The sequence below is a fragment of the Mesorhizobium sp. M0518 genome, assembly GCF_040321125.1.
Taxonomy (GTDB): Bacteria; Pseudomonadota; Alphaproteobacteria; order Rhizobiales; family Rhizobiaceae; genus Mesorhizobium.
This window is the reverse complement of sequence record NZ_JAMYQY010000003.1, coordinates 110,760-123,232: the sequence shown is the minus strand read 5'-3', so window position 1 is coordinate 123,232 and position 12,473 is coordinate 110,760. Positions and strand designations below refer to the sequence as shown.

11 protein-coding genes are annotated in these 12,473 nt (G+C 63.5%); 8 read left to right on the top strand and 3 right to left on the bottom strand.

Going from position 1 to position 12,473, the window contains the following annotated elements; genetic code table 11:
- Positions 1-31: 31 nt before the first annotated feature.
- Genes NKI66_RS05525 through NKI66_RS05500 form a run of 6 tightly spaced genes read left to right on the top strand, consistent with a single transcriptional unit; the run spans position 32 to position 5,615 of the window.
- The gene (locus tag NKI66_RS05525) at positions 32-1,153 is read left to right on the top strand and encodes a histone deacetylase-like amidohydrolase (protein ID WP_023808834.1); all 1,122 of its coding nucleotides are present in this window, start codon (positions 32-34) and stop codon (positions 1,151-1,153) included.
- A 4-nt stretch (positions 1,154-1,157) separates the two neighbouring features.
- Positions 1,158-2,015, top strand: coding sequence for an urea ABC transporter permease subunit UrtB (urtB, locus tag NKI66_RS05520; RefSeq protein WP_352751159.1), 858 nt, complete (start codon positions 1,158-1,160; stop codon positions 2,013-2,015).
- Positions 2,012-2,998 (top strand): branched-chain amino acid ABC transporter permease, encoded by a 987-nt coding sequence (locus NKI66_RS05515; protein ID WP_352751157.1) that lies wholly within the window; start codon positions 2,012-2,014, stop codon positions 2,996-2,998. Before urtB ends, NKI66_RS05515 begins: the two co-directional genes overlap by 4 nt.
- On the top strand, positions 2,995-3,699 hold the full coding sequence (locus NKI66_RS05510; RefSeq protein WP_023808837.1) for an ATP-binding cassette domain-containing protein: 705 nt from the start codon (positions 2,995-2,997) through the stop codon (positions 3,697-3,699). The genes NKI66_RS05515 and NKI66_RS05510 overlap by 4 nt, the downstream gene beginning before the upstream one ends.
- A 2-nt stretch (positions 3,700-3,701) precedes the next feature.
- The gene (locus tag NKI66_RS05505) at positions 3,702-4,403 is read left to right on the top strand and encodes an ABC transporter ATP-binding protein (protein WP_352751155.1); all 702 of its coding nucleotides are present in this window, start codon (positions 3,702-3,704) and stop codon (positions 4,401-4,403) included.
- A gap of 42 nt (positions 4,404-4,445) precedes the next feature.
- A complete protein-coding gene (locus NKI66_RS05500; RefSeq protein ID WP_352751153.1) occupies positions 4,446-5,615 on the top strand; it encodes a substrate-binding protein in 1,170 nt (389 codons plus the stop codon).
- A gap of 44 nt (positions 5,616-5,659) precedes the next feature.
- On the opposite strand, the gene NKI66_RS05495 is transcribed toward NKI66_RS05500, so the two are convergent.
- Positions 5,660-7,306: an acetolactate synthase large subunit gene (locus NKI66_RS05495; protein WP_352751152.1), complete on the bottom strand. Its 1,647-nt coding sequence runs from the start codon at positions 7,304-7,306 to the stop codon at positions 5,660-5,662.
- An 86-nt stretch (positions 7,307-7,392) separates the two neighbouring features.
- Positions 7,393-8,730, bottom strand: coding sequence for an aromatic ring-hydroxylating oxygenase subunit alpha (locus NKI66_RS05490; protein ID WP_023808841.1), 1,338 nt, complete (start codon positions 8,728-8,730; stop codon positions 7,393-7,395).
- A 128-nt stretch (positions 8,731-8,858) separates the two neighbouring features.
- Between NKI66_RS05490 and NKI66_RS05485 the strand changes: the two genes are divergently transcribed.
- Positions 8,859-9,752, top strand: coding sequence for a LysR family transcriptional regulator (locus tag NKI66_RS05485; RefSeq protein WP_023808842.1), 894 nt, complete (start codon positions 8,859-8,861; stop codon positions 9,750-9,752).
- Between the two features lie 2 nt (positions 9,753-9,754).
- On the opposite strand, the gene NKI66_RS05480 is transcribed toward NKI66_RS05485, so the two are convergent.
- Entirely contained in the window at positions 9,755-11,026 is a 1,272-nt protein-coding gene (locus NKI66_RS05480) for an NAD(P)/FAD-dependent oxidoreductase (protein ID WP_023808843.1), read from the bottom strand.
- Between the two features lie 196 nt (positions 11,027-11,222).
- Here NKI66_RS05480 and NKI66_RS05475 point away from each other — a divergent pair, with 196 nt between their 5' ends.
- Complete coding sequence (locus NKI66_RS05475; RefSeq protein ID WP_023808844.1) at positions 11,223-12,215, top strand: dipeptidase; 993 nt, start codon at positions 11,223-11,225, stop codon at positions 12,213-12,215.
- The last annotated feature ends 258 nt before the right edge of the window (positions 12,216-12,473 follow it).

Genomic DNA, 12,473 nt, shown 5'->3' with positions numbered 1-12,473 from the left:
TAGCGTCACCTGGTTTTTAGAGGACGCTGCGATGGCGACAGGCTACGTTTTTCACGAACAGCTGATGTGGCATGACACCGGCTCCAGCGCCGACATGATGCCTCCCGGCCGTTTCGTGGAACCCGGCCGCCATCTGGAATCCCCTGGCTCGAAGCGGCGGCTGAACAACCTCATCCAGGTCAGCGGCCTGTCGCGCCATCTCGTCCCGATTATCCCCGAGCCGGTCTCGGTCGAGGACCTGTTGCGCGTCCACACGCAACGTCACGTTGACGACATCAGGATGCTCAGCGAGCGCGGCTCCGGTTTCGCCGGGCCGCAGGCGCCAATCGGCCTCAACAGCTTCGACATCGCGCTGCTGTCTGCCGGCACCACCTATGCCGCGATGCGCGCCGTGCTGACCGGACGCGTCGACAATGCCTATGCGCTGGCGCGGCCGCCGGGGCACCATGCCGAGCCTGATCAGGCGATGGGCAACTGCCTGTTCTCCAACATCGGCGTCGCTGTCCGCCGGCTGCAGCATGAAGGCCTGCTTGGCCGCGCCGCAGTGGTGGACTGGGATGTGCACCACGGCAACGGCACCGAGACGGTGTTCTATTCCGACCCGTCGGTGCTGACCATTTCCTTGCATCAGGACAATCTCTACCCGACCGGGCGCGGTGCGCTGGCCGACAACGGCAAAGATGCCGGCGAAGGCTACAACATAAACATACCGCTGCCGGCGGGCAGCGGCACCGGCGCCTATGAAGCGACTTTCGACCGTGTCGTCGCGCCGGCGCTGCGTGCCTACAGACCGGACCTCGTCATCGTCGCGTCCGGCTTCGATGCGTCCGGCTTTGATCCGCTCGGCCGCATGATGCTCAACAGCGAATGCTTCAGGCGGCTCGCCGCGCGCATGGTGGCGCTGGCCGCCGAAACTTCGCAAGGGCGCCTGATGATGACCCATGAGGGCGGCTACTCCGAGGGCTATGTGCCGTTCTGCGGCCATGCCGTCATCGAGACTCTGGCCAACCATCGCACCGAAGTGGTCGACCCGTTGTCGGAGCATATCGACGAATGGGCGGGGCAGGATCTGCAGTCGCATCAGGCCGCGGCGATCGATGCCGCCGAAGGCCTGCTCGCCGGCCTGCGCCAACGTCTCGCCAGTGCGGCCTGACGCGATGGATTTTCTCATCACCACGCTGCTCAATGCGCTGACGCTGATCAGTATCCTGATGCTGGTCGGGCTCGGGCTGGCGATCAGCTTCGGGCTGATGAACGTGACCAATTTGGCGCATGGCGAGTTCGTCACCGTCGGCGCTTTCGCGGTTTATTTCGTCCAGAGCGTGGGCGGCTCGTTCTGGCTGGGCCTGGCGGCGGCGCCCGTTGTCGGCGCGGTGGTCGGCTGTATCCTCGAGTTCGCCATCATCCGCCATCTCTATTCCAGGCCGGTCTCGACCGTGCTTGCCACCTGGGGCGTCAGCCTGATCCTGCAGCAAGGGCTGGAACTGATCTTCGGGCTCGGCGCCAAGCCGGTGACGCCGCCGATCGAGGGCACGCTCGATCTTTTCTTTACCGTCTATCCGGCCTACCGGCTGATCCTGATCGGCATTGCCATGCTGACCTTGCTCGGCGTCATCCTGTTGATCAGCCGGACGCCCTTCGGTCTCGACATCCGCACCGTCATCCAGAACCGCGAGATGGCCGAAGGCGTCGGCATCAATACCCGGCGCACCTACGCCATCGCCTTCACCTTCGGCGCGGCAATCGCCGGCCTTGCCGGCGGACTGGTCGCACCGCTGGCAATCGTGCTGCCGCAGATGGGGGTGAACTATCTCGCCAACGCCTTCTTCGTCGTCATCGTCGGTGGTGTCGGCTCGATCGGCGGCCTTGTCGCCGGCAGCGTCTTCGTCGGCGGACTGACCAGCATCCTCAACTATCAGATTTCGCCGTCGCTGGCGCAGGCGATCGTGCTGCTGGCTGCCATCGTCGCTGTCCGTCTGCGGCCCAACGGCCTGTTCAACGGAGCGTCGCGATGATCGCCCGCGACCGCAACTGGCTGATGATCTTTGCCGTCTGCGTGGCGCTCGCGATCATCTATCCGTTCTTTGCCGGCGGCTATCAGTTGACGGTGATCCGCGACGCGCTGATCTTCGGCCTGTTCGCGGCGAGCCTCGACTTCTTCTGGGGCCGCACCGGAATCCTGTGTTTCGGCCACGCCGCCTTCTTCGGCATCGGCGGCTACATCATGGCGCTGGTTACGCTCAATGATGCCATCCCCTTCGGAAGCCTGCTTGGCATCATCGGTGCGGTGGCGGGTGCGGCCTTCGTCGCCGCCATCATCGGCTACTTCCTGTTCTTCGGCGGCATTCGTGGCAGCTATTTCACCATCGTCACGCTGGCCATGGGCGTCATCTGCCAGCAGGCCGCGGTTTCCTGGAGTTCGGTCACCGGCGGCGACAGCGGCCTGATCGGCATTCCGCCGATCGAGTTCGATCTTGGCGGCCTGCATGTCGATCTGAGCCAGGATCTGCCCTCCTATATCTTCGTCTCGGCTATCGTCGCCGTGACGGTGGTGGCGCTGTGGTCGATCAGCCGCGGCCGCTGGGGCACGGTGCTGACCGCAATCCAGGACAATGAAGTCCGGGCGGCCGCGCTCGGCCACAATGCGCCGTTGCGGCTGCTCGTTACTTTCGTCTTGTCGGCGGCGATCGCCGGACTTGCCGGCGCGCTCTATGTCTGCATGGCAGGACTGGTGGCGCCCGACCTGTCCGGACTGCTCCTGTCGACGGAGGTGATCGTCTGGGTGGCGGTCGGCGGGCGCGGCACGCTGCTTGGGCCAGTACTGGGCGCCATCTTCATTCAGCGCGCGCAGCAGACGATCAGCAGCTTCAACCCGAGCCTGTGGCCCCTTCTGCTCGGCTGTGTCTTCGTCATCATCGTCTTCGTCCTGCCGGATGGCATCCTGTCGATCTACGCGCGGCTGAAAGGCCTGTTCAAGGGCGGGAGGCGCGCGCAATGAGCGACATCCTGCTGCAGGCCGAGAACGTCGGTATCCGCTTTGGCGGGCTGCAGGCGCTGGAGGCTCTGAACCTCACGGTGCGCGACAAGGAACTCTGCTGCATCATCGGGCCGAACGGCGCTGGCAAGAGCACCTTCCTCAACGTGCTGACCGGCACGCTGCGTCCGACCAGCGGCAGCGTGCGCTTCCTCGGCCACGACATAGCCGGCTTGCCGCTGCATCGCATCGCCCGGCTCGGCATTGCCCGCAAGTTCCAGATCCCCTCTGTCTTCCCGAGCCTCTCGGTGGAGGATAATCTCAAGGTCGCGCGCTGGGGGGCGCCTTCGCCTGCGCGCCCGGTTGGCGAACTCTTGGAGCTGGTCGCGCTGACCAACCGCGCCGCCACGTTGGCCGGCGAACTCGCGCATGGCCAGAAGCAATGGCTGGAGATCGGCATGGCGTTGGCGATAGAGCCGCGCCTGCTGTTGCTCGATGAACCCACTGCCGGCATGACGCCGCAGGAGACGCTGGCGACGGCGCAGATGCTGCTGCGACTCAAAGGTGAATTCTCGATCGTTGCCGTCGAGCACGACATCCGCTTCGTGCGGGCGCTGAACTGCGAGACGTTGGTGCTGCATCAGGGACGCCGGCTGCGCAGCGGTCCTTTCCATGACATCGAGACCGACGAGATGGTCCGCGATGTCTATCTGGGGAGGCGCTGATCATGCTGCGAACAATGGCGGTGTCGGCCGGCTACGGTCTGCTCCCCGTGCTGAACGGCATCGACCTCAGCGTCGCGCTGGGCGAAGTCGTGGGCTTGCTCGGCCGTAACGGCGCAGGCAAGACAACGCTGCTGCGCGTCATCTCCGGCGGCTTGCGGGCAAGCGGCGGGGTGGTGGTTCTCGGAGACAAGGATCTCACCAACGCGCCGGCTTTCCGCCGTGCGCGCGCAGGCATCGCGCATGTGCCGCAGGGGCGCGGGATCTTTAACCAGCTGACGGTGCGGCAAAACCTGGAGGTCGGCACCCGCGCTGCCAAGGACCGTGGCGACGGCGGCATTCCGGCCGACATCTTCGGCTATTTTCCAATCCTGCGCGAACGCGAAGCGCAGGTCGCCGGCACGCTTTCGGGCGGCCAGCAGCAAATGCTGGCGATCGGCCGCGCGCTCTGCGGCCTGCCCTCGGTGCTGCTGCTCGACGAGCCCTCGGAAGGCATCCAGCCGAACATCGTGCAGTCGATCGCCGAACTGGTGCCGCGCATCGCCCGCGAGCGCGGCATCGCGATCATTCTTGTCGAGCAGAATCTCGATCTCGTTCTCAAGGCATCGGACCGCTGCCTGGTGATGGAGAAGGGCAGGATCGTCCACGAAGGTGCGCCTGAGACCTTCGCCGACGAGACCCTGCTGAAGGACCTGTTGGCTTTGTAAGGCGTGCATGGGGCGCGCCTGGGACTGGAAGGGAACACAACAATGATAAGCAGAAGAACTGTCTTGAAATCGGGCGGCGCTGCCGCCGCCTTCGCCATAGTCGGCGCGCCGTCGATCCTGCGCGCCGCCGACACCGTCAAGGTCGGCCTGTCGATCCCGATCACCGGACTGCAGGCGATCCTCGGCGAGACGTTGCTCAATTGCTACAAGCTCGCCGCCGCCGAACTCAACGCCGCCAACGGCATTGGCGGGCGCCAGGTCGAACTCATCATCGAGGACAACCAGACCACGACCAAGGGCTCCATCGACAAGGCGCGCAAGCTCATCAACGAAGACAAGGTCGACGTGATCATGGGCACGATCATTTCGCCTGAGCGCAGCGCCACGCTGTCGGTCACCTCGAAGGCCAAGAAGCTGTTCTTCTACCCGACCAATTTCGAAGGCGGCGAATGCAACCGCTACTTCGTCGCCACCGGCCCGATCCCGATGCAGCAGGTCGACCCGATGATGCCATGGGTGGCAGAGAACCTCGGCAAGACGATCTATGTCATGGCTTCGGACTATGCCTGGCCGCAGAAGATGACCGAGGCGATCACGGCGGCCTATGAGAAGGCCGGCGGCAAGATCATCGGCGCCGATTACTATCCGTTCGGGACCACAGATTTCGGCCCGGCCTTCCAGAAGATCAAGTCGCTGAAGCCCGATGTCGTCTGGTCGATGGTGGTCGGCAACGACGCCGTCACCCAGCTCAAGCAGTATCGCAGCTTCGACATCAAGCAGCCGCTGATCGCCCCGCTCGACGAGGTCTTCAACAAGGACGCGCTGCCGCCCGGCGTTGCGGCCGGCACCTATGCGCCGCAGCCCTACTGGATGGCGCTGGACAATCCGGTCAACAAAAAGTTCATCTCCAGCTTCCGTGAGAAATTCGGCCAGGAGAAGATGGTCAACGGCATCGGGGAGGCCGGCTACAACGGCCTGCATCTCTACGCGCTGGCCGCGGAGAAGGCGGGATCGCTGAAGGACGACGATGTATTGGTCGCGCTGCCGTCGATCGAGTTCGACGCACCGCAAGGCAAGATCCGCGTCGACGCCACCAACAACCACACACTCTGCCATTCCTATGTAGGCAAGGCGGCGGCCGACGGCATCGGCTACGAGATCGCTAAGGATTTCGGCACCATCGCGCCGGTAACGCCTTACTGCAAGGTGTAGGGTCTTCCGCCCAAGCAATCCTGACGGCGGCTTTGTCGCTGCCGTCAGCCCGCTTGCGGCGCAGGCAGCCGCTCGCGCAATTCGTCGACGAGCACCCTGGTGTTTTCGGAATAGTCGATAGGCACGACGACGAGATGCACGCCGCCGCCGGTGAAGGCCTGTTCCAGCGCCGGCCGCAAGTCGGCGATCTCTGCAACCCTGGTGCCCTTGGCGCCATAAGCCTCGGCATACTTGACGAAATCGGGATTGCCGAAGGTCATGCCGAAATCCGGAAATTCGTCAACCGCCTGCTTCCAGCGGATCATGCCATAGGCATGGTCCTCGAGCAGCAGGACGACGAGGTTGAGCTTGAGCCTGACGGCGGTCTCCAATTCCTGGCTGTTCATCATGAAGCCGCCATCGCCGCAGATGGCCATGACACGGCGCTGCGGATAGAGCAGTGCCGCCATCATCGCCGACGGCAAGCCCGCGCCCATGGTGGCCAGCGCATTGTCGAGCAGGATCGTGTTTGCCATGCGCGTCCGGTAGTTGCGCGCGAACCAGATCTTGTACATGCCGTTGTCGAGGGCGAGGATCCCGTCGGCCGGCATCACGGCGCGCACGTCGTGCACGATGCGCTGCGGCGTGAAGCGATCTTCGGTGGCCCGCGCGGCGATCCGGCTCAGAATGCCTTCCCGCAGCGGCAGCAGGACCTGCGCGTTGGGGATCTTGCCCTCGATGCGGTCGGCCAGCAGCGCCAGCGAAGGGCCGAGGTCGCCGACGATTTCGGCTTGCGGGAAATAGACCTGCTCGACATCGGCTGATTGGTAGCCGACATGAATGACCTTCGGCCCCTTCGCCCCCATGATGAAGGGCGGCTTCTCCACGGTGTCGTGACCGATGGTGATGATCAGATCGGCCTGCTCGATGGCCTCGTGCACGTAGTCGCGCTCCGAAAGGGCTGCCGTTCCCATATAGAGCTCCGTGCCGCCAGGCACGGTGCCCTTGCCCATCTGCGTGGTGAAATAGGGAATTTGCGTCCGCAGCACGAACTGCGCGACGTCGGGGGTCACGCGCGGTCGCGACGCCGCCGCGCCGAACATCAGCAGCGGGCGCCTGGCTTCCAGGATCATACGGGCGGCGCGATCAAGCGCGCCTGGACTGGCCAGCGGCAGTTCGACCGGGTGCGTCGGCACCAGCGCGATCGGTTCGCACTCGGCCGCCGCAATGTCTTCCGGCAGTTCCAGATGTACGGGACCGGGACGCTCTTCCTGGGCGACACGGAAAGCTTCGCGCACCAGCGAGGGGATCATCTTCGGCGAGACGATCTGGCGCGACAGCTTGGTCAGCGGCTTCATCGCCGCGACGATGTCGACGATCTGAAAGCGCGCCTGCCGGGATGACAGGATGCCCTTCTGGCCGGTGATCATGATCATCGGCATCGCGCCGAGCAGCGCATAGGCCGAACCCGTCGAAAGATTGAGCGCGCCTGGGCCAAGGGTGGTGATGCACACACCCGGCTTGCCGGTGAGCCTGCCATAGGTGGCGGCCATGAAGGCCGCTGCCTGCTCGTGGCGGGTCAGGATCAGCTGGATCGAGGAGCGGCGGATGGATTCGACGATATCGAGATTTTCTTCGCCCGGAATGCCGAAAATCCGTTCGACCCCTTCGTTCTCGAGGGCCGCGACGAACAGATCCGAACCTTTGGTCATAAACTGTCTCTCCCGCAACATTCCGTCGGCCCCCCTTCATATGGCATCGGAATGCGACGCCTCAAAGAGGCATCTTCGGCCGCGGGTCAGAGGCGCGTGTTGCAACTCGCCGCTTTCGGCGAAGCGAAAAGTTCCTTCGGCGCAGACCATTGGCTGACGGTCGCGCCGCGCGTGCCGGTGATCAGCGAGCGCAGTTCCGACAGATAGGTCTGCACGAAGAACGAGGTCTGGCTTTCCAGCGGCGTATAGGGCCCCGGCCGGTAGGCGCGCGACATGATGCCGTCGGCATTGTCTTCGGTGATCTTCTTGTCCTGCACCGTGGTGATGTCCCACATCCAGCTGATCGCATCGGCGTCGACGTCGTTATCGGCATCCTTGTCGACGAGCCAAGTCAGGATGACGTCTGTTTCCATGGCGTTGCGCGGTATCATCTGGAACAGCGTGACATAGTCATTGGCAGCACTTGCAAACGACAGGCGTCCGAGCCGAAAGCCGCTTTCGCCGCCATCATAGGCACGACGACCACCCATCAGGCACGAGACCCCCTCGCCCGTATTGGACAGCGTGTTACGGCCGGAGCCGATCGGCTTGCGGTGCATGGCGAACGGCATCGTGTCCAGGTCGCCAGCCTGCCACGCGCCCTTGTGGAACTCGGCATCGCCGATGACGCTGTGCCAGGCCTCGATTTCGTTCTGCCACTCGACCGCCTTGTCGGCATCGCGGGTCGCGGTCACTTTGACATGACCGTTGACGCGGTAATATTCGGGGTGAGCCGGACGGCAGTGATAGCATTCAAGGAAGTTCTCGAGCACCAGCTTCCAGTTCGCCTTGGTCAGGTAATTCCTGCGCGCAACGATGCGTGCGCGGTCGAGGCCGTTCTCGCGCAAGCCACCGGTCAGCCCGTCCGCGACAGGCTGGATGTCGGGCAACGACTTGGCATCGAGGCCGCAGAATACCAGGCCGCCGAAACTCTTGCAGGGCACCCGGTGCAGGCCGAGCGTTTCCGGATCGGCGCTTGTAGGAAGGTCCTGCCGCGACTGCAATTTGCCGGTCAGCCTGAACGACCAGGCATGATATGGGCAGACCAGAAGCTTGCCGCGACCATCCTTGGCGCAGAGCCGCGAGCCGCGATGGGTGCAGACATTGTAGTAGGCCGCGATGTCCTCCTCGCCATCGCCGAAGCGCACGACGATGATCTCTTCGTCGAACAGCTGGCGCACGATGTAGCGGCCCTTTTCAGGGACCTCGCTGGCATGGGCGACAAGCATCCATTGGCGCGGAAACCACAAGTCACGTTCCAGCGCGAAGATCGTAGGGTCGGCATAAAAGGCCTGTTCCAGCGACCAGTCCGGACGTTGCCGGTCGATCAGCCTGACGGTCTCGCTTCTGTCGATAGGCTGGCTGTTCGGTGTATAGGCCTGCACTGCAACACCTTTCTGCTCGCTGGCGTTAGGATGACGTTTCGATAGGAATGTGCGATGCGGAAAGGCTTGCGGCAAACACAGAAATGATAGACCTTCATATCGAAAAGGCATGAAGGCAGGTTTGGATTGTGAAAACCCTCAAGACATCGCTTCCCCTGCTGAACGCCATGGTCGTCTTCGAGGCTGCCGCCAGGCATGGCGGGCTGACGTTGGCCGCTCAGGAGCTGAACATCGCCCAATCGGCGGTCAGCAGGCACGTCGCCAATCTCGAGCGCCAGCTGTCGGTCGAGCTGTTCGCGCGCAAAGGCAACCGCGTCGCCGTCACCGGGGCCGGCAACACGCTAGCCGAAGCGATCCGCGAGGGTCTCGGCACCATCAGGCAAGCGGTCGAGGATTTGACCGCGCACGACAGCGATACATTCGTGGTCGGCTGCAGCCACGACTTCGCGCAGGCATGGCTGATGCCGCGCTTCGGCCTCATCACATCGCAGGTTGCCGATGGCCGGGTGCTGTTGCAGACATCCACCGACTACAGGGATTTCGACCAGCCTGAAGTGGCGCTGTCGATCCGCTTCGGCGAAGCCGGGCAATGGTCCGAATTCGTGACCGAAAAACTGCTCGACGGTGAATGGTTCCCGGTCTGCGCACCGGCGTTCCTGGCGCGTTATCCGGCGCTCGCCTCGGAAGACCCAGAGGCTTTCATAGCAGTGCCGCTGCTGCATCAGGTGACGCCGCCGGGCGCGATCGACAGCTGGCAATCGTGGATCGGAACCGACCGGAAACTCGATGGACCTCGGTTCACGGGCTACATATCGATGATCCACGAAACCATCGCCGGGCGCGGCGCCGCGCTCGCCTGGGCCGGGTTTGCCGACGAGCATCTGCGCCGCGGCCAGCTCGTCCGGCTGACGAAGACCTCGCGTCGTCACGCCGGCTCCTTCCACATCGTCACGAGGAAGAATGCCGGCCCGGTGGTCAGGGCGGTGGCGCAGGCGCTGCTCGGCAGCGTCGACGACTGCTGACATCAAGCCTCGCGGCCAAATCGCGACGCCTCATGACGCGCGCCCCAGGCCGGCATGGCGGCCTCGATCTCTGCTTCCGACTTGAAGGCATCGGAGGCGTAGCGATCGACACGGAACCGCTCCGCGGAAACGAATGGGGTCTGCCCGAGGACCAGTTCGCAGGAGAGCCGGCCAAGACCCGGCCCATGGGTGACGCCGCTCTCATTATCGCCGCCGACGACCACGATATTGTCGCTGCCGGGGACCTTGCCGACGATAAGACCGTTGTCGGGCGTGTAGCACGGCACACCTTGCGCCCAACTCGCGATCGTCGAACCGCGCAGCGGCGGGAACACCGTCTGCAGCTCGGCAAGCTCCTGCTCGAATGTCTCCTGCATCAGTTCGAGATTGTGCGGTTGGCCGGGTTCGATTTCGCTGTCATTTGTTTTGTACAGGGGTTTGTAGTGCCGGCCGGTTCCCCACATGACGGCCCCGAATGTCTCGCGCAGCCACAGCCGCAATTCGCGGCACTGGACGGTGGGGATGGTCGACGGCAGCCCGCGATCATCGGTGACGATGCGTGTCGCGACGACCCGCAGCAGCGGCAACTTCCAGCCGAGGCCCGATATGATCTGGTTGTCCCATGCGCCAGCGGCAACGATCACGCCGTCAGCCTCAAGGCTGCCCTGATCGGTCTCGATCGCCACCCGGTCGTCGGCATCATGGACGGCCGTCACGCGTGTGTTGCTGCGGAATACGCCGCCCAGCTCGCTGATCTGGCCGGTCAGCACACCCATTGCCAGCTTGGTGTCGAGCTGGATGCCATGCGGATTGTAGGCCGCCGAATGGACCCGCGCCGGATCGATGAGACCTTGCATCTTCTGGCCGATCTGCGCGGCGTTCAGATCCTGCATTTCCGTCGGGGCATAGGAAGAGTCCAGCACCGGGCGGACAAAACGCTCGCGCCCGTCCTCGGTCAGCGCCATGATCAAGGTGCCGTTCGGCCGATAGCCGATCTCGACGCCGACCTCGTGCAGCCGGCGATAGAAATCGAGGCCATATTGCTGCAGCTGAAGACCCTCTTCGCCAAGCGGAATCATGCCGGCGGACCAATGCGAGACAAATCCCGCGCCGGCGCTGGTGGTCGCGGCACCCGGCTGACCCGCATCGATGACCGTCACCCGGCGCACGCCGGACCGCAGCAGATGGAAAGCCGCGCTGCAGCCGATGATGCCGCCGCCGATTACCGCGATGTGCCTGCTATCGCTCCCGCCATGGCTTCCGTTTGAACTCATCTTTGTTCTCCCTTTTGCCGATGGTCCGATCGGAGCGACATGCAGCGACGGCGACCATACAGGCCCGTTCGGAGCTGTATAGACACATGTGTCTGTGGCCTGATACTTGATGCGTACTGCATCTGGATCACACGTCCGGAACGCCGCTTGATCCGGCCTTCCGTCGTGTTGGCGTTGCCAAGAGAGTGAGAAAAAAGTGAGCGTTTCGACTGCCGCCAAGGCCATTTTCGACAGTGAAATCATATGGGACGCGCATTCCGGCTTCATGCCGGACCCGGCTGCGGACCTGAACAATCTGCAGATCTGGCGCGACGCCGGCATCGACTATCTGTCGATTGATGTCGGCTTCGACCTGTTGCCCTGGGAGCAGACAGTGCGGACGCTCGCAAATTTCCGCCACTGGATCCTTGCCAATCCCGAGCACTACACGCTGGTCTCCTCGGTAGAGGAAATCCGCAAGGCAAAGCTTGAGGGCAAACTGGCAATCACCTTCGACGTCGAGGGCATGAACGCGCTCGACGGCCGCATCGAAATGGTGGAGTTCTATCACCATCTGGGTGTGCGCCAGATCTTGTTTGCCTACAACAGGAACAACCTCGCCGGCGGCGGTTGCCACGATGTCGAGACCAGCCTGACGGCGTTCGGCCGCCAGGTCATCGACGAGATGAACCGTCTCGGCATGTTCGTCGACGTCACCCACACCGGCTATCGCACCTCGATGGAGGTGATGGAATATTCCAACCGGCCGGTGATCTTCTCGCACTCCAACGCCAAGGCCTTGTGCGGCCATGGCCGCAACATCACCGACGAGCAGATAAAGGCCTGCGCGCGCACCGGCGGCATCGTCGCGATCGTCGGGCTCAATCGTTTCCTGGGAGAGGGACGCACGGACTCGGACAGGTTGGCCGACCACATCGAATATCTTGTCGATCTGGCTGGCCCAGATCATGTCGGCATCGGGCTGGACTACGCCTTCCCCGTCGACATCAAAGGCATCGACCGTATCATTTCCGACAACCCGCAATTCTGGCCCAGGAGCGAGTATCCGGAAGGGGCGACGACCTACGCGGCTCCCGGCCAGATGAGCGAACTGACCGATGTGCTTCTGCGCCGCGGCCAGTCCGAGCAGACCGTGCGCAACGTCCTGGGCGGCAATTTCGTGCGCCTGGCGGCCGAAATCTGGAAGTGATCGGCCGCGGAGAGGCGCATGTCCGCTACAGCTCTTGATCCAGGCCCCACCGAATGGCGGGCCAAGCCGCGCCGTGTGGGCGATCACATTTAGCCCGCGTAGGGCCCAAGCCGACGCGCTGGCGCGGTCGGAACAGATGTCGATATTTCCCGCAAGATCGTCCGTATTCAAGATTCGGACATGCCGGCAAAATTTTCGCTAGACATACATGTCTATTATTAGCAGTTTTAGCTGACAGACACATTCGGCCCGGCTTGG

What these genes read in the sequence shown, in the direction of transcription:
- NKI66_RS05525 (WP_023808834.1), top strand. Translation starts at nt 32, where the DNA reads ATGGCGACAGGCTACGTTTTTCACGAACAGCTGATGTGGCATGACACC.
- urtB (WP_352751159.1), top strand. Translation starts at nt 1,158, where the DNA reads ATGGATTTTCTCATCACCACGCTGCTCAATGCGCTGACGCTGATCAGT.
- NKI66_RS05515 (WP_352751157.1), top strand. Translation starts at nt 2,012, where the DNA reads ATGATCGCCCGCGACCGCAACTGGCTGATGATCTTTGCCGTCTGCGTG.
- NKI66_RS05510 (WP_023808837.1), top strand. Translation starts at nt 2,995, where the DNA reads ATGAGCGACATCCTGCTGCAGGCCGAGAACGTCGGTATCCGCTTTGGC.
- NKI66_RS05505 (WP_352751155.1), top strand. Translation starts at nt 3,702, where the DNA reads ATGCTGCGAACAATGGCGGTGTCGGCCGGCTACGGTCTGCTCCCCGTG.
- NKI66_RS05500 (WP_352751153.1), top strand. Translation starts at nt 4,446, where the DNA reads ATGATAAGCAGAAGAACTGTCTTGAAATCGGGCGGCGCTGCCGCCGCC.
- NKI66_RS05495 (WP_352751152.1), bottom strand. Translation starts at nt 7,306, where the DNA reads ATGACCAAAGGTTCGGATCTGTTCGTCGCGGCCCTCGAGAACGAAGGG.
- NKI66_RS05480 (WP_023808843.1), bottom strand. Translation starts at nt 11,026, where the DNA reads ATGAGTTCAAACGGAAGCCATGGCGGGAGCGATAGCAGGCACATCGCG.